The following is a 13925-nucleotide window of genomic DNA, read 5'->3' as shown; positions in this document are numbered from 1 at the left end:
GAATTGACGTTGTATTTGTGCTTTTCTTCCTGTTTAGTTTTCAAAGATCGATGTGCTTGACTCTCACCGAGTCAGCTTAGTCATTATATCCCGTAGGCAAGCATTTGGCAAGAGTTTTTTTAAATTTTTTTCTTTTTTTTCGCAGCATTTTCTTTTCCCCCTTTAACTAAAGGGTTTTTGCATTATTGAACGATGTTTTTCGCCCCTGTTTGTTAACACAACTATAAATGAAATTTGAATTTTCTTCATTTTTCATGCGAGAACTCAGTATTCTTTCACCTGCATTCGGCGACAGAAGATATAAATTAATTGAATTATTCACCATTGCTTCAATCCCTTTCTACTTTACCTGCCATCTCAACTATCTTAGGATTATCCTCATCGCTGCTCTGACAGTCCACAAATGCCTGACAAAGCTGTCCTCCGCTTTAGAAGAAAGAGGGTTTTACCTATATTGAACAGCCATGATTATAAACATCATTTTTCTTCACGCTGGCGAAAAAAAAGTGAATCAGCACAAAGGCTGACTCACAGCGACAGATCACGCCGGCGGAAAATCCAGACCGCGGCCAGATAAAAAATAACTCCAAGCCCTGCCAGAACCGCGGCCATCAACAAAGCTTCATTCCTGCCCGCTGCCAACTCTTTAGCCTGAAACAAGGTCAGCGGCGTTAACAGCTTCAATCCGTCAAGCTGATCGGAGACCTGGGAAAGCATCTGGATCAGCAAAAAAGCGATCAGACAGCCGCCGGCACAGCCGTAAGCTTTTTTCTGTTCTGAGAACAGACACGAGAAGAAGAAACACAAACCGCCAAGGAACAGATGCAGACACAACAGCCCGACATTCATCCGCAGGTAATTGAACACATCCAATTCACCGGGAAATAACAAATGACTGGCAATCAGACCCAAAGCCGTGGCATAGCCAACAAGGAAAAACGTACACAGAAGAATAAAAAACAGTTGTGTTATAACAATCGTACTGCGGGTATTGGGCGTTGCCAGCAGATAGGCCATTGAACCTTGATCAACATAGCGCGCGACCAGACGCACCGCGATCAGAACCAGGCACAGCATTGGAATTGCGATCAGGATGAATCCATATAAATAATTAGCGACAAAATCCAGCATGGTTGCCCCAGCATTCGTCATCCCAAACGCTGCGAACAATTCCGGCATGCTTTCTGCCATCAGATCCAGACTCGCTCCCAGCTTGGGATCATACATGGCGATAATCACCGTGCTGTACAGGGTAATCACCGCCAGAAACAACAAAATCATTTTATAATTGGCGCGCAGTTCGCGGCGCAGTAACGGCAGACTCATACAGCTTGCTCCTTCCCATAATAATGCAGAAATAATTCCTCCAGCGTTTGCCGCCGGATTTCCAGATCAACGATTTCATAGCGCGCGGCCAGTTTCAATAGGGGATCCAGAGCGCCGGCCGTTTGCAGCGTAACCTGGTTGTCATGCAGCGCGGCTTTTTTTAACCGCGACGCAAAATCCGCAGCTTCCGCGGGATAACGGAAAGTCAGCGTCAGTGTCCGCTGATGATTTTGATTCAGCACATCCATCTTTTCCACCGCAATCTGACGGCCTTCCTTAATGATGACAACACGGTCGCAGGTCTGTTCGACTTCTTCAAACAAATGGGACGACATCAAAATCGTTGTTCCTTTTTGTTTTTCTTCCTTGATTTTGTCAATAAACTTTTTTTGCATCAGCGGATCAAGACCGCTGGTCGGTTCGTCTAAAATCAGGATCTCCGGCTCATTCATCAACGCGCAGACCAGACCGATCTTCTGTTTCATGCCCTTGGACATTTTCTTAATCCGGCCCTTGGGCTCCAACTCAAAATAGTCCAATAGTTCCTGGGCTTTCCTTAGATTCGACATTTTTTTCATCGCGGCGATGAATTTGATAAACTCCATGCCGTCCATATCATCCATAAACGCGATCTCGCCCGGCAGATAGCCGACATCTTTCTGGATCTGCGCGGCATTACGGAAACAATCATGGCCTTTTATACTGACACGCCCGCGATCGGGTTGAATAAACCCCATTAATGTGCGGATTGTCGTTGTCTTCCCAGCGCCGTTCGGGCCGAGAAAGCCCATGACTTCGCCTGCTTCCACATTGAAGCTCAGATCGAACACGCCGCGTTGATGGCCGTAGTCCTTGGTTATATTTTTAACCTTCATCATCGTTTTCATCGTCTTCCTCCTTATATGCGATTTTACGGAACATTTCCTGCCAGGAATGAAAATCCTGCATCAATTCGTCGATATTCAACGTTTCTGATTGCCTCAGCTTATCCTGGATATACCCTTCCGCCATCCACGTCAGCATCTGCAGCAGCTGCTGGGGATCCACATTGGGTTTAAACCGGGAAAAATCAATATTTTTGAAATACACTGTATAGATTTCACCCAGGGGTGACGCAATCCGGGTTTTCATCGCCTCGCTGACTTCTTCACGGCGTGAATAATATGCTTTCATCACAAAGTTCATCATATAAGGATATTGCAGGATAACCGAATATTTGATCCGCGCAGCATATTCCATCAGGTCAAAGAAATCGGTGATCTTTATGAAATCCTCAGTGACTACCTGCGAGCGGAAGAATTCGCAGCAGTAATCAAACAGAAACAGATAGAATTCCTTCTTATTTTTAAAGTAATAGAATAGTAACCCCTTGGAGATCTCAGCCTTAGCCGTAATATCATCCGTCGATGCCTGCGGATAATCATGAGCGCCGAATACTTCCAATCCAGCGTTGATAATCCGCTGCTGCTTTTCCGGCGGCAGTTCATAGAACTTCTCGTTCATGAGAATTCCTCCTGACTGACCAGGTCAGTCTACAATTTTTATTATAGGGGATTGACTCAGCATTACAACCCCCAGGAAATCATCAGATGAACATGAATTTCTTGCCAAAGAAGCAGCGCATCTTAACATTGCTGCGGCATTTCTATTCTTATCCATCGAGTAATCCCTAATCGGACTCAAATTCGCCCGTAAACAGCCTCTAAGAGCGATTTCACAGCATTTGGGACAACTTGGCAGCCGCGAGTTTTTCAATCAGGCAGGTGTATTCCCTGCAGTTCAGAAGAAAAAGAAAAAAGCACAGCCGGAGCCATGCTTCTCATTCAATAATTAAACCAGTTCGATGATTGCCATCGGTGCGCTGTCACCGCGACGGAAGCCGGTCTTTAAGACGCGGGTATATCCGCCGTTGCGGTCGGCATATTTCGGACCGATTTCGTCAAACAGCTTCTTCAGTACTGTTTCGCCTGTCTTTTCGTCCGCAACAACGTTACGGATGTAAGCGGCAGCCTGACGGCGGGCATGCAGATCCCCGCGCTTAGCCAACGTGATCAGTTCGTCGACAACGGAGCGCAGTTCTTTCGCCTTCATTTCAGTTGTTTCAATTTTGCCGTTCAGGATCAGGCTGGTAGCCATATTGCGAAGCATCGCTTTCCGGTGGTCAGCAGTGCGTCCTAATTTACGATTCCACATAGGGGGTTCCTCCTTTACTTGCGATTAGTCGTATGATTTGAAGCTCAGACCCAATTCGTAAATCTTGTCTTTGACTTCTTTTAACGATTTTTTACCCAGATTCCGGACTCTCATCATTTCTTCTTCAGAACGCTGAGTCAGTTCTTCGACCGTCTGGATACCGGCCCGTTTCAAACAGTTGTAAGAACGGACAGACAGATCCAGATCTTCGATCGCCATGGACTGCATGTTCTTCGGCGATTCGCCGTTGACATCCTTCATGACGGATTCCATATCCGCTACGGATTCATTGACATGGGTCAAGAGATCGAGATGATCGATCAGAATCTTGGAGCCCAGCGCCAGCGACATCTGCGGCGTAATCGAACCGTTCGTCCAGATTTCAAAAATCAGGCGGTCGTATTTCGCATCCTGGCCGACACGGGTCGGTTCCACATTGTACGAAATACGGTCGATCGGGGTATAGATGGAATCGGTATATACCGTTCCAATCCCCTGAGAAGATCCCTGGTACAAGGCTTTGTTGCCATCAGCGCTGATGTAGCCGCGGCCATTGCGGGCCTTAAGCTCCATTTCCAGCGTGGCGCCTTCTTCCAGGTGCGCGATTTCCAGATCTTTGTTCAATACTTCCACACCCGTCGGGCAGATAATATCGCCCGCGGTCACGGTCATTGGGCCTTTTGCGGCAATTCTTAAGGTATAGGATTCATCATCATCAATCTTCATGATCAGATTCTTGATGTTCAGAATCATCATCGTGACGTCTTCTTCAACGCCAGGAATGGATGTAAACTCATGGTAAACACCTTCGACCTTAATCGAGTAAACCGCAGCTCCCGGTAAAGAGGAGAGTAAAACACGTCTGAGGGCATTACCAAGGGTAGTGCCGAACCCTCTTTCAAGAGGTTCTACAACGAATTTTCCATAATGGTCAGATTCAACATATTCTTTGACTTCAAACTTTGCGCGTTCAAATTTTTGCATAACCATTTCCCTCCTCAATTAGGTTATTAACCACGTGGCCGCTTCGGTGGACGGCATCCATTGTGCGGAATCGGAGTAACGTCGTTGATGACTGTGATTTCCAAGCCAGCCGTCTGTAAAGAACGGACAGCCGCTTCACGTCCAGGTCCCGGACCCTTAACGTTAACTTCGACAACCTTCATGCCGTGATCGACAGCAGCCTTGCCGGCAGCTTCGCCTGCCATCTGAGCGGCAAACGGTGTAGATTTACGAGAACCCTTGAAGCCTAATGCGCCAGCACTGGACCATGCGATGGCATTTCCGCTTTCATCAGTAATCGTTACGATTGTATTGTTAAATGTTGAATGAATATGTGCAACGCCCCGAGCGACATTCTTGCGGACACGACGCTTGCGGCTTGTCTGTTTCACTTTTGCCATTGACTACTATCCTCCCGCTTATTTCTTCTTATTCGCTACTGTACGACGCGGTCCTTTGCGTGTACGTGCGTTGGTCTTGGTGCGCTGTCCGCGGACAGGCAGTCCTTTACGATGACGAACACCGCGGTAGCAGCCGATTTCCATCAAACGCTTGATGTTCAGCTGGGTTTCACGGCGCAGATCGCCTTCAACTTTAATCTGGTCAACTTCCTGACGGATTGCGTTGACCTGTTCGTCAGTCAGATCTTTAACACGGATATCTTCGCTGATTCCGCATTTCTTCAGAATGGTCTTCGCTGTGGAGCTGCCGATTCCGTAGATATAAGTTAAGGATACCACGACGTGCTTGTCACGTGGGATATCGATTCCTGCAATACGAGCCATATCTCTCTAATTCCTCCTAGTTTCCTTGACGCTGCTTGTGCTTAGGGTTTTCACAAATAACCATAACGCGGCCTTTGCGCTTGATGATGCGGCACTTATCGCATATTGGTTTGACAGATGGTCTTACTTTCATGCGTTTTTCCTCCTGTAGACTATTTGTGTCTAAATGTAATACGCCCACGTGTTAAATCATACGGTGAAATTTCAACGGTAACCCGATCTCCCGGTAAAATGCGAATGTAATGCATACGGATTTTACCAGAAACGTGAGCTAAAATGGTGTGACCGTTGGCGAGCTTCACCTTAAACATCGCATTGGGAAGTGTGTCTTCTACTATCCCGTCAATTTCAATGACATCCTGTTTGCCCATAAACTGAATCTTCCTCCTCATCTGGATTGATTGTCAGAATTTCATACCCGTCATGCGTGATGACAATGGTATGTTCGTAATGTGCTGCCAGAGAGCCGTCTTTGGTAACGACTGTCCAGTCATCAGCCAACACCCGTGTGTGCGGCTTGCCTGCGTGAACCATCGGTTCGATTGCGAACGTCATGCCTTCCTTTAACAGAATGCCTTTGCCCGGCGAACCAAAATTCGGAATCGCAGGTTCTTCGTGCAGGTGCGTGCCGATTCCATGACCTGTATAATCGATTGGCACTGAATATCCGTGCGCTTCGACAAAATCGCCGATCGCGTGCGAAATATCACTTAAACGATTCCCAGGTTTTGCCTGTTCTAAACCTATAAAAAGAGATTGGCGCGTAACTTCCATCAATCGCACCGCTTCCTCGCTGACGCGGCCGACGGCGAACGTCCACGCGGCGTCCCCATGATAGCCTTTATAACAAGCTCCGATGTCAATGGAAATGAGATCTCCGTCTTTCAACGCAGTCTGATCCGGAATCCCATGAACCAGCACTGAATTGATCGAAGTACAGATAGACGCAGGAAAGCCCCCGTACCCTTTAAAGGACGGTGAGGCTCCCTGTTGCCGGATCACCCGTTCGGCGATCCTGTCCAGCTGTTTAGTAGTTACTCCCGGAGCGATCGCAGCCGCCACAGCCGCGCGGGCCAGCGCTACGATCTTTCCGGCTTGCTTCATCGTTGCGATTTCTCGCGGCGACTTGGCAGAGATCATTTCACGTTCTCCAATGCCGCGGCGACATCGTTCCACACTTCGTCAATCGAGCGCGTGGCATTGATGTCGACGACCAGTCCTTTTTCACGGTAGTAATCAAGAACCGGCTTGGTATTCTTTTCATGCTCGTCAAGACGAACACGAAGTTGTTCCTCTGTATCATCAGCACGCTGAATGAGCGGAGAACCGCAGACATCACAAATACCGTCCACCTGACTTGGGTGGTTGCGGACATGATAGATCGCACCGCAGTTCTTACACATGCGGCGGCCCGTGATGCGATCGGCCAGAGCTTCAAACTCCACTACTAAGTTTATAACAACTTCCACCGGTTTGGCAATTTCTTTTGATAAATTTTCGAAAAATTTTGCCTGAACCAGCGTTCTTGGATAGCCATCCAACAGATATCCAGCTTGACAGTCCGGCTGTTTCAGCCGATCTGCGACCATTGCGACCGTAATTTCATCCGGTACGAGCTTGCCGGCATTCATGTATTCCTGCGCTTTTTTACCCAGCTCTGTGCCTTCTTTGATGTTGGCGCGGAACATATCTCCGGTGGAGATATGCGGAATATTGAAGCTTTCAAGAATTTTTGCCGACATTGTCCCCTTGCCGCTTCCGGCAGGTCCCATGATCAGAATGTTCATTCTCACTCACCTCTTATTTTTGAATAAAACCGCGGTACGATTTCTGGGTCAGCTGACCTTTCAGCTGGCTCATCGTTTCCATGGCAACGCCGACGACGATGATGATTCCGGTTCCGCCCATTGAAACCGAGGACGGCAGGCTTGTCACCATCGGCAGCACATACGGAAGCAGCGCGATAAACACGAGGAAGATCGCGCCCAGCACCGTGATCCGGTTCAGCACCTTGGATAAGTACTCCTTGGTTTCTGTACCCGGGCGGATGCCAGGAATATACGTTCCGGACTTGCCGAGATTTTCTGCAATCTTCTCCGGATCCACCTGTAAATTGGTGTAGAAGAAGGTAAACAGAACGATCAATACCGCATAGATGCAAAGGCCTAACGGCTTCTGCAGCGAAAGGATGTTATTCAGAGTGGTTGTGAAGCTGTTGGCTTCAAAGAAGCTCATGATCGTCAGCGGCGCCGTCATGATCGCCGAAGCGAAGATAACCGGGATAACGCTGGCGGAGTTGATTTTCAACGGTAAGTAGGTCATATCGTTGCGGCCTTTGGTCATGGAACTGGATGTGTACTGTACCGGGATCTTCCGTGTTGCCAGCTGCATGAAGACAACCAGCACGATGATCAAGAGATACATTAATACATACAGCATGAACGTCAGGATGCCGTTGAACATCGCCGTGTTGTTCGTCGTGTCAACCAGGGTGTTGAAGACCTGGATGAACTGGAACGGAATGTTCGCGACGATCCCCGCGAAGATGATGATGGAAACGCCGTTTCCAATGCCCTTCGTTGAGATCTGGTCGCCGACCCACAACAGGAACATGGTGCCCGCCGTCAGCACCGTCGCCACATACAAGTAAGTGGAAACGCCGGCGCCGGAGAGGATTCCATAGCTCTTGTCAAACGCGTAGACCATCGTAAAGGCCTGAATAAACGCTAAGACCACACCCATATATCGTGTGATCTTATCCATTTTCATGCGACCCTGCTGACCGGATTTCGCCATTTCCGTCAGTGCCGGAATGACGTCCATCGACATCAGCTGGATGATGATCGAAGCGGTGATGTACGGGGTAACGCCCAAGGCGAAGACCGACAGACGCTGTAACGCGCCGCCGCCCAGCAGGTTCATCATTCCCAGAATGGAATTATCAGCGATGCCGGCGGTCAGCGCCGTCGCATCTACGCCCGGAACCGGAATGCCGGATCCGAGTCGGTAGATGAACAGCATGGCCAGAGTAAAGATAATCTTAGACCGGATTTCTTTATTCTTGAACAGGCTGGTAAAGGTCTGGATCATGTTAGATCACCTCTACTTTTCCGCCTGCTTTTTCAATTGCTTCTACTGCTGATTTGGAAAATTTATTGGCTTTGACCGTCAGCTTCTTTTCGAGTTCGCCGACGCCCAGGATCTTCACGCCGTCCAGTTCCTTGCGGACTAAACCCGCCTGCTTTAACAGTTCCGGAGTAATCTCTGCGCCGTCCTCGAACCGGTTCAGCAGTTCGACGTTGACGATCGAGTATTCCTTACGGGTGAAGTTGGTGAATCCACGCTTCGGCAGACGACGCCAGATCGGTGTCTGACCGCCTTCAAAGCCCAGTGCGACTCCGCCGCCGGAACGAGCGTTCTGGCCCTTGGAACCCTTACCTGCAGTTTTGCCCCATCCGGAGCCATGGCCGCGGCCGATTCTCTTGGAGTTACGACGTGCACCTTCTGTGTATTTCAGTTCGTTTAATTTCATTTAAGCTGCCTCCCGTCTAACTTAGCGAATTTCCTGCGGCTTCTTCTCACGCAGTTTGCTAACGCTTTCGATCGTTTTCAGTTCTTTCAGACCGGCAACTGTGGCATGAACCATGTTGATCGGAGTGCGGGAACCGATGCACTTGGACAGAACGTCGCTGACGCCTGCCAGTTCCAGAACCGCACGGACAGCGCCGCCGGCGATAACGCCGGTACCTTCTGCAGCCGGTTTCAGGAACACTTCACCTGCGCCGTAAACGCCGGTGACAGCATGTGGGATCGTGGAGCCATTGTTTACCAGAGGAACTCTGAACAGATTCTTCTTGGCATTTTCACTGGCCTTCTTAATTGCATCAGGAACTTCGTTAGCCTTTCCTGTGCCGTAGCCTACGCGGCCTTTTTTGTCACCAATGACAACCAGGGCGGCAAAGCGGAAACGACGTCCACCTTTAACAACCTTGGTTACACGGTTGATGACAACAACGCGTTCTTCAAATTCTTTATCGCGTTCAACTCTTCTTGGTTTACGTTCCATTCAGCGAGCCCTCCTAGAATTTCAGTCCGGCCTCTCTGGCAGCTTCGGCCAGGGCCTGGACACGTCCGTGATAAACATAACCTCCACGGTCAAATACAACATTAGTGATGTTCTTAGCTAAAGCGCGCTTTGCCAGTTCAGTTCCGACAGTTTTTGCGGCTTCGATATTTCCGCCGTTTTCCAGCTTCAGATCCACGCTGCTGCAGGCAACCAACGTCGTGCCGTTAACATCGTCGATGATCTGGCAGTGGATGTGGCTGTTAGAACGGAAGACGTTCAGGCGTGGGCGTTCCGGAGTTCCGCTGATCTTTGTACGGACACGAATGTGACGACGAATTCTTTCATCATTTTTAGATACTTTCTTAAGCATTGTTCACTCTCTCCTTTCCCACTATTTCTTACCAGCCGTCTTGCCTTCTTTACGACGGACATGTTCGCCTTTATAGCGAATACCTTTACCCTTGTAAGGTTCAGGTTTCTTTGTTGCCCGGACGACCGCAGCGAATTCGCCGACGCGCTGCTTGTCGATGCCGGAAACTTTAATTTCAGTTGCGGACGGGCACTCAACTTTCAGGCCTTCCTCAACCTCGAATTCAACCGGGTGAGAGAAGCCGACGTTCAGTGTCAGCTTGTTGCCGCTGACAGCGGCACGGAAGCCGATACCGACAACTTCCAGTTCACGGGTGAAGCCCTCAGAAACGCCGACGACCATGTTGTGCAGCAGCGCACGGGTTGTGCCGTGCAGCTGTTTGATATGCTTCTCATCGTTCGGACGAACGACTTTGATTTCATTGCCGTTGACATCGATCTGCATGTTTTCGTTAAACTGACGTGTTAAAGTACCCTTAGGTCCTTTGACCGTCACCTCATTGCCAGCCGCAACCGTGACTTCAACACCGGCTGGAATGGTAATCGTTTTATTACCGATACGTGACATTGTTTTCTATTCCTTTCTCTAACACGCTTACCATACGTAGGCGATAACTTCGCCGCCTGTATGCTTCGCTCTTGCTTCTTTGTCGGTCATCAATCCCTGAGAGGTAGAGATGATCGCGATGCCTAAACCGTTCAGGACACGTGGGATCGAGCCGCTCTTGGCGTATACCCGTAAGCCTGGCTTCGAGATACGCTTGATGCCGCTGATAACCTTTTCGTTATTCGGGCCGTATTTCAAAGTGACTGTGATCTTCTTTTCTGCAGCGGTTTCACCTGTGACTGCGTAATTCAGGATAAATCCTTCGTTCTTCAGGATCTTCGCAATTTCAACCTTCTGCTTGCTTGCCGGAATTTCAACGGCTTCGTGGCGTGCCTGAACACCGTTACGGATTCTGGTCAGCATATCTGCGATAGGATCAGTCATATTCATCATTGCTTTTTCCTCCTTCCGTATCCTTACCAGCTTGCCTTCTTGACTCCCGGAATCTGGCCCTTATAGGCTAATTCGCGGAAGCAGATACGGCAGACTTTGTACTTGCTTAAGACAGAGTGCGGACGTCCACAACGTTCGCAGCGCGTATACTCTCTGACTTTGTACTTCTGAGGACGCTGCTGCTTAATTTTCATTGATGTCTTTGCCATGGTTGTTGTCCTCCTTATTTCGCAAACGGCATGCCCATACCTGCCAGCAATGCCTTTGCTTCTTCATCAGTATTGGCCGTCGTTACGATAACGATGTCCATACCGCGTACTTTGCTTACTTTATCAAAGTTGATTTCCGGGAAAATGATCTGTTCCTTCACGCCCAGCGTGTAGTTGCCGCGACCGTCGAACGCCGTTGTGCTGACGCCGCGGAAGTCGCGGACACGCGGCAGGGAAATGTTGAACAGCTTGTCCAGGAATTCATACATGTGTTCACCGCGCAGGGTGACCTTGCAGCCGATCGGCATGCCTTCACGCAGTTTGAAGTTCGCAATGGACTTCTTCGCCTTCGTGATGACCGGCTTCTGGCCTGCCAGCTGAGTCAGTTCGGCAACCGCTTCGTCCAGCGCCTTCGGGTTGGCGATCGCATCGCCGACACCCATGTTGATGACGACTTTCTCGATCTTCGGGCACTGCATGACAGAGCTGTAATTGAACTGCTTCATCAGAGATTCAATGACTGTCTTCTGGTATTTTTCAACAAGACGGTTCATTATTTCTTACCTCCCTTGACGACGTTGCCGGATTTCTTAAATACGCGGACCTTTTCGCCCTTTTCGACCTTAAAGCCGATCCGGCTGGCTGTTTTGGCTTTGGAATCATACGCCATGACATTGGATACATGAATCGGAGCTTCCTTTTCAATGATACCTCCGTCCGGGTTAGCCTGAGTCGGCTTCAGGTGCTTCTTCATCAGATTGACACCCTCAACGATGACTTTGTTCTCTTTCGGCATAACGGCCAGAACTTCGCCGATCGTTCCCTTGTAATGTCCTGTGATGACTTTTACTTTATCGCCTTTTTTAATTTTCATCTCAAGCCACCTCCTATAAAACTTCTGGTGCCAAAGAAACAATCTTCATGAAGTCTTTGTCACGCAGTTCTCTTGCAACAGGCCCGAAAATACGGGTTCCCTTTGGTGTGTTGTCGTCCTTGATGATAACGGCTGCATTGTCATCAAACTTGATGTAGCTGCCGTTCTCACGACGGATGCCGTAACGAGTCCGGACGATGACCGCCTTAACGACGTCGCCCTTCTTTACAGTTCCGCCAGGAGCTGCTGTCTTGACCGAGCAGACGATGATATCGCCGATGTTCGCTCTTTTGCGCTTGCTGCCGCCCAGGCAACGGATGACTAATAATTCCTTAGCACCGGTGTTGTCCGCGACATTTAATCTACTTTCATTCGTAATCATTGTCAGTTCCTCCTTGTGCTATTAAAGAATTACAGCCTTTTCGATGATCTTAACCAGGCGGAAACGCTTGGTCGCGGATAACGGACGAGTTTCCATGATTTCTACGATATCACCGAGCTTCGCCTCATTGTTCTCATCATGTGCTTTGAATTTCTTTGAATATTTAATACGCTTCGAATAAAGCGGATGACTCTTGCTGGTTGCTACCTCAACCGTAATGGTCTTGTCCATCTTATCAGAAACGACTTTTCCGCGTAATACTTTACGGTTTGATCTTTCCATGACCAGTTATCCTCCTTATTTCGCCTCACTGAGTTCGCGCTCAGTGATGACAGTTTTGATGCGAGCGATCGTCTTGCGAATTTCCTTCATGCGGGAAGGATTCTCCAGCTGGCCGGTAGCTTGCTGGAAACGCAGGTTGAACAGCTCTTCTTTTAAAGATTCAATTTCCTGAAGTAATTCAGTATTGCTCTTATCACGAATTTCCTTAACGTTCATTTCCTATTCCTCCTCGCCTCGGCGCACGAATTTGCACTTGACCGGCAGCTTGTGGGCTGCTAAGCGCAGGGCTTCACGCGCGGTTTCTTCATCGACGCCGCCGACTTCAAACAGGACGCGGCCTGGCTGAACTACGGCTACCCATCCTTCAGGTGCGCCTTTACCGGAACCCATTCGGACTTCCAGCGGTTTCTTCGTAATTGCCAGATGTGGGAAGATTTTGATCCAAACCTGGCCGCCACGCTTCATGTAACGAGTCATGGCGACACGCGCCGCCTCGATCTGACGGTTGCTGACGTATGCACCGGAGTAAGCAATTAATCCGTATTCACCGAATACGATCTCACGTCCGGCCTTAGAGCGACCTTCGTAACTCTGACGATGAGGTCTTCTATATTTTGTTCGATTAGGCATTAACATGATTACTTACCTCCTTCAACGGTTCCTTCCGCCTTTGGCGCAGCTGCTTTAGCTTCGGCATTGCGGCTGTTGTTATTGTTGTTCCGGTTGCCGCGGCGGTCATTCCGTCCGCCACGCCGGCGATCGCGGCCCTGCGGCATCTTCGGTGCTTCCGGTTCCTGAACCATCTGGCCCGGCAGAACCTCACCGCGGCAGATCCAGACTTTAACGCCCAGCTTGCCGTAGGTCGTCATCGCTTCAACAATCGCGAAGTCGATGTCCGAACGCAGCGTATGCAGAGGAACGACGCCCTCGGAATAGCCTTCGCTGCGCGCGATATCCGCACCGCCTAAACGGCCGGAAACCAGGGTACGGATACCCTTGGCGCCTGCCCGCATCGTCTTCTGAATCTGACGCTTCTGGCAGGTTCTGAACGAAGCACGCTGTTCCAGCTGCTCAGCGATAGCGCGGGCAACTAGGTGTGCATCCAGATCCGGATTGGCAACTTCGACCACTTTGATGTGGATCTGCTTGCCAGCGCACATTTTCTGCAGCTTCTTCTTTAAGATTTCAATGCTTTCACCGTTGCTTCCGATGATCACGCCCGGGCGAGCGGCACGGATGATGATCTCAACACGGTTCTTAGAGCGTTCGATTTCGATTCTGGAAACGTAAGCCGCATGCAGTTCCTTCAACAGGAATTCACGGATTTTGACGTCTTCCATCAACAGGGTGCCGTAATCTTTTTCAGCATACCATCTGGATTCCCAGTCGCGGATGACGCCGACACGCATTCCAATTGGACTAACTTTCTGACCCATG

At 49.4% G+C, this 13925-nt stretch carries 25 protein-coding genes; all 25 read right to left on the bottom strand.

The annotated features are described in order from the left end of the window. Window positions 1–528: 528 nt before the first annotated feature. The 25 genes from DWY25_RS11905 to rpsC all read right to left on the bottom strand — a co-directional run bounded on the left by DWY25_RS11905 (window position 529) and on the right by rpsC (window position 13924). Window positions 529–1326, bottom strand: a complete 798-nt coding sequence (locus DWY25_RS11905; protein ID WP_117895405.1) for an ABC transporter permease subunit — start codon at window positions 1324–1326, stop codon at window positions 529–531. After that, window positions 1323–2213: an ABC transporter ATP-binding protein gene (locus DWY25_RS11900; RefSeq protein WP_117895404.1), complete on the bottom strand. Its 891-nt coding sequence runs from the start codon at window positions 2211–2213 to the stop codon at window positions 1323–1325. The genes DWY25_RS11905 and DWY25_RS11900 overlap by 4 nt, the downstream gene beginning before the upstream one ends. Beyond that, on the bottom strand, window positions 2191–2829 hold the full coding sequence (locus DWY25_RS11895; protein WP_117895403.1) for a TetR/AcrR family transcriptional regulator: 639 nt from the start codon (window positions 2827–2829) through the stop codon (window positions 2191–2193). Before DWY25_RS11895 ends, DWY25_RS11900 begins: the two co-directional genes overlap by 23 nt. A 327-nt stretch (window positions 2830–3156) precedes the next feature. Continuing rightward, window positions 3157–3519, bottom strand: coding sequence for a 50S ribosomal protein L17 (gene rplQ, locus DWY25_RS11890; protein ID WP_006058591.1), 363 nt, complete (start codon window positions 3517–3519; stop codon window positions 3157–3159). 24 nt (window positions 3520–3543) lie between these two features. Then, window positions 3544–4503 (bottom strand): DNA-directed RNA polymerase subunit alpha, encoded by a 960-nt coding sequence (locus DWY25_RS11885; RefSeq protein ID WP_020226066.1) that lies wholly within the window; start codon window positions 4501–4503, stop codon window positions 3544–3546. A gap of 26 nt (window positions 4504–4529) precedes the next feature. Next, window positions 4530–4922 carry a 30S ribosomal protein S11 gene (gene rpsK / locus DWY25_RS11880; protein ID WP_006058589.1) on the bottom strand — a complete coding sequence of 131 codons (393 nt, stop codon included), beginning with the start codon at window positions 4920–4922 and terminating at the stop codon, window positions 4530–4532. An 18-nt stretch (window positions 4923–4940) separates the two neighbouring features. Then, on the bottom strand, window positions 4941–5306 hold the full coding sequence (gene rpsM / locus DWY25_RS11875; protein ID WP_006058588.1) for a 30S ribosomal protein S13: 366 nt from the start codon (window positions 5304–5306) through the stop codon (window positions 4941–4943). 16 nt (window positions 5307–5322) lie between these two features. Further along, entirely contained in the window at window positions 5323–5439 is a 117-nt protein-coding gene (rpmJ, locus tag DWY25_RS11870; protein ID WP_008979808.1) for a 50S ribosomal protein L36, read from the bottom strand. 19 nt (window positions 5440–5458) lie between these two features. Continuing rightward, a complete protein-coding gene (gene infA, locus DWY25_RS11865) occupies window positions 5459–5677 on the bottom strand; it encodes a translation initiation factor IF-1 (protein ID WP_006058587.1) in 219 nt (72 codons plus the stop codon). After that, entirely contained in the window at window positions 5655–6446 is a 792-nt protein-coding gene (gene map, locus DWY25_RS11860; RefSeq protein ID WP_006058586.1) for a type I methionyl aminopeptidase, read from the bottom strand. The genes infA and map overlap by 23 nt, the downstream gene beginning before the upstream one ends. Further along, window positions 6443–7093 (bottom strand): adenylate kinase, encoded by a 651-nt coding sequence (locus DWY25_RS11855; RefSeq protein ID WP_006058585.1) that lies wholly within the window; start codon window positions 7091–7093, stop codon window positions 6443–6445. The genes map and DWY25_RS11855 overlap by 4 nt, the downstream gene beginning before the upstream one ends. 13 nt (window positions 7094–7106) lie before the next feature. Beyond that, a complete protein-coding gene (secY, locus tag DWY25_RS11850) occupies window positions 7107–8396 on the bottom strand; it encodes a preprotein translocase subunit SecY (RefSeq protein ID WP_117895402.1) in 1290 nt (429 codons plus the stop codon). A 1-nt stretch (window position 8397) separates the two neighbouring features. Beyond that, window positions 8398–8838, bottom strand: coding sequence for a 50S ribosomal protein L15 (gene rplO / locus DWY25_RS11845; protein ID WP_006058583.1), 441 nt, complete (start codon window positions 8836–8838; stop codon window positions 8398–8400). A gap of 21 nt (window positions 8839–8859) precedes the next feature. Then, a complete protein-coding gene (rpsE, locus tag DWY25_RS11840; RefSeq protein WP_006058582.1) occupies window positions 8860–9372 on the bottom strand; it encodes a 30S ribosomal protein S5 in 513 nt (170 codons plus the stop codon). A gap of 13 nt (window positions 9373–9385) precedes the next feature. Continuing rightward, window positions 9386–9742, bottom strand: coding sequence for a 50S ribosomal protein L18 (gene rplR, locus DWY25_RS11835; RefSeq protein WP_006058581.1), 357 nt, complete (start codon window positions 9740–9742; stop codon window positions 9386–9388). Window positions 9743–9763: 21 nt separating this feature from the next. Further along, window positions 9764–10309, bottom strand: a complete 546-nt coding sequence (gene rplF, locus DWY25_RS11830; protein WP_072685406.1) for a 50S ribosomal protein L6 — start codon at window positions 10307–10309, stop codon at window positions 9764–9766. Window positions 10310–10336: 27 nt separating this feature from the next. After that, the gene (rpsH, locus tag DWY25_RS11825) at window positions 10337–10738 is read right to left on the bottom strand and encodes a 30S ribosomal protein S8 (protein ID WP_039864159.1); all 402 of its coding nucleotides are present in this window, start codon (window positions 10736–10738) and stop codon (window positions 10337–10339) included. A 26-nt stretch (window positions 10739–10764) separates the two neighbouring features. Then, window positions 10765–10950: a type Z 30S ribosomal protein S14 gene (locus DWY25_RS11820; RefSeq protein WP_006058578.1), complete on the bottom strand. Its 186-nt coding sequence runs from the start codon at window positions 10948–10950 to the stop codon at window positions 10765–10767. A 14-nt stretch (window positions 10951–10964) separates the two neighbouring features. Next, window positions 10965–11504 carry a 50S ribosomal protein L5 gene (rplE, locus tag DWY25_RS11815; RefSeq protein WP_006058577.1) on the bottom strand — a complete coding sequence of 180 codons (540 nt, stop codon included), beginning with the start codon at window positions 11502–11504 and terminating at the stop codon, window positions 10965–10967. Then, window positions 11504–11824, bottom strand: a complete 321-nt coding sequence (rplX, locus tag DWY25_RS11810; protein WP_006058576.1) for a 50S ribosomal protein L24 — start codon at window positions 11822–11824, stop codon at window positions 11504–11506. The genes rplE and rplX overlap by 1 nt, the downstream gene beginning before the upstream one ends. Window positions 11825–11837: 13 nt before the next feature. Then, window positions 11838–12206 (bottom strand): 50S ribosomal protein L14, encoded by a 369-nt coding sequence (rplN, locus tag DWY25_RS11805; RefSeq protein ID WP_006058575.1) that lies wholly within the window; start codon window positions 12204–12206, stop codon window positions 11838–11840. Window positions 12207–12227: 21 nt separating this feature from the next. Beyond that, entirely contained in the window at window positions 12228–12488 is a 261-nt protein-coding gene (rpsQ, locus tag DWY25_RS11800) for a 30S ribosomal protein S17 (RefSeq protein WP_181981803.1), read from the bottom strand. Between the two features lie 15 nt (window positions 12489–12503). Continuing rightward, the gene (rpmC, locus tag DWY25_RS11795; RefSeq protein ID WP_006058573.1) at window positions 12504–12704 is read right to left on the bottom strand and encodes a 50S ribosomal protein L29; all 201 of its coding nucleotides are present in this window, start codon (window positions 12702–12704) and stop codon (window positions 12504–12506) included. Window positions 12705–12707: 3 nt separating this feature from the next. Next, a complete protein-coding gene (rplP, locus tag DWY25_RS11790; RefSeq protein WP_006058572.1) occupies window positions 12708–13124 on the bottom strand; it encodes a 50S ribosomal protein L16 in 417 nt (138 codons plus the stop codon). A 2-nt stretch (window positions 13125–13126) separates the two neighbouring features. After that, entirely contained in the window at window positions 13127–13924 is a 798-nt protein-coding gene (rpsC, locus tag DWY25_RS11785) for a 30S ribosomal protein S3 (protein ID WP_006058571.1), read from the bottom strand. Window position 13925 lies beyond the last annotated feature (1 nt).

Origin of the sequence: Holdemania filiformis (assembly GCF_003459085.1) — a bacterium.
GTDB lineage: Bacteria > Bacillota_I > Bacilli_A > Erysipelotrichales > Erysipelotrichaceae > Holdemania > Holdemania filiformis.
Note: the sequence above shows the minus strand (reverse complement) of the source record. Positions and strands in the feature narration are given on the sequence as shown.

Excerpts from the sequence above, each read along its gene's own strand:
- DWY25_RS11905 (WP_117895405.1), bottom strand. The coding sequence starts at position 1,326 with ATGAGTCTGCCGTTACTGCGCCGCGAACTGCGCGCCAATTATAAAATG.
- DWY25_RS11900 (WP_117895404.1), bottom strand. The coding sequence starts at position 2,213 with ATGAAAACGATGATGAAGGTTAAAAATATAACCAAGGACTACGGCCAT.
- DWY25_RS11895 (WP_117895403.1), bottom strand. The coding sequence starts at position 2,829 with ATGAACGAGAAGTTCTATGAACTGCCGCCGGAAAAGCAGCAGCGGATT.
- rplQ (WP_006058591.1), bottom strand. The coding sequence starts at position 3,519 with ATGTGGAATCGTAAATTAGGACGCACTGCTGACCACCGGAAAGCGATG.
- DWY25_RS11885 (WP_020226066.1), bottom strand. The coding sequence starts at position 4,503 with ATGCAAAAATTTGAACGCGCAAAGTTTGAAGTCAAAGAATATGTTGAA.
- rpsK (WP_006058589.1), bottom strand. The coding sequence starts at position 4,922 with ATGGCAAAAGTGAAACAGACAAGCCGCAAGCGTCGTGTCCGCAAGAAT.
- rpsM (WP_006058588.1), bottom strand. The coding sequence starts at position 5,306 with ATGGCTCGTATTGCAGGAATCGATATCCCACGTGACAAGCACGTCGTG.
- rpmJ (WP_008979808.1), bottom strand. The coding sequence starts at position 5,439 with ATGAAAGTAAGACCATCTGTCAAACCAATATGCGATAAGTGCCGCATC.
- infA (WP_006058587.1), bottom strand. The coding sequence starts at position 5,677 with ATGGGCAAACAGGATGTCATTGAAATTGACGGGATAGTAGAAGACACA.
- map (WP_006058586.1), bottom strand. The coding sequence starts at position 6,446 with ATGATCTCTGCCAAGTCGCCGCGAGAAATCGCAACGATGAAGCAAGCC.
- DWY25_RS11855 (WP_006058585.1), bottom strand. The coding sequence starts at position 7,093 with ATGAACATTCTGATCATGGGACCTGCCGGAAGCGGCAAGGGGACAATG.
- secY (WP_117895402.1), bottom strand. The coding sequence starts at position 8,396 with ATGATCCAGACCTTTACCAGCCTGTTCAAGAATAAAGAAATCCGGTCT.
- rplO (WP_006058583.1), bottom strand. The coding sequence starts at position 8,838 with ATGAAATTAAACGAACTGAAATACACAGAAGGTGCACGTCGTAACTCC.
- rpsE (WP_006058582.1), bottom strand. The coding sequence starts at position 9,372 with ATGGAACGTAAACCAAGAAGAGTTGAACGCGATAAAGAATTTGAAGAA.
- rplR (WP_006058581.1), bottom strand. The coding sequence starts at position 9,742 with ATGCTTAAGAAAGTATCTAAAAATGATGAAAGAATTCGTCGTCACATT.
- rplF (WP_072685406.1), bottom strand. The coding sequence starts at position 10,309 with ATGTCACGTATCGGTAATAAAACGATTACCATTCCAGCCGGTGTTGAA.
- rpsH (WP_039864159.1), bottom strand. The coding sequence starts at position 10,738 with ATGAATATGACTGATCCTATCGCAGATATGCTGACCAGAATCCGTAAC.
- DWY25_RS11820 (WP_006058578.1), bottom strand. The coding sequence starts at position 10,950 with ATGGCAAAGACATCAATGAAAATTAAGCAGCAGCGTCCTCAGAAGTAC.
- rplE (WP_006058577.1), bottom strand. The coding sequence starts at position 11,504 with ATGAACCGTCTTGTTGAAAAATACCAGAAGACAGTCATTGAATCTCTG.
- rplX (WP_006058576.1), bottom strand. The coding sequence starts at position 11,824 with ATGAAAATTAAAAAAGGCGATAAAGTAAAAGTCATCACAGGACATTAC.
- rplN (WP_006058575.1), bottom strand. The coding sequence starts at position 12,206 with ATGATTACGAATGAAAGTAGATTAAATGTCGCGGACAACACCGGTGCT.
- rpsQ (WP_181981803.1), bottom strand. The coding sequence starts at position 12,488 with ATGGAAAGATCAAACCGTAAAGTATTACGCGGAAAAGTCGTTTCTGAT.
- rpmC (WP_006058573.1), bottom strand. The coding sequence starts at position 12,704 with ATGAACGTTAAGGAAATTCGTGATAAGAGCAATACTGAATTACTTCAG.
- rplP (WP_006058572.1), bottom strand. The coding sequence starts at position 13,124 with ATGTTAATGCCTAATCGAACAAAATATAGAAGACCTCATCGTCAGAGT.
- rpsC (WP_006058571.1), bottom strand. The coding sequence starts at position 13,924 with ATGGGTCAGAAAGTTAGTCCAATTGGAATGCGTGTCGGCGTCATCCGC.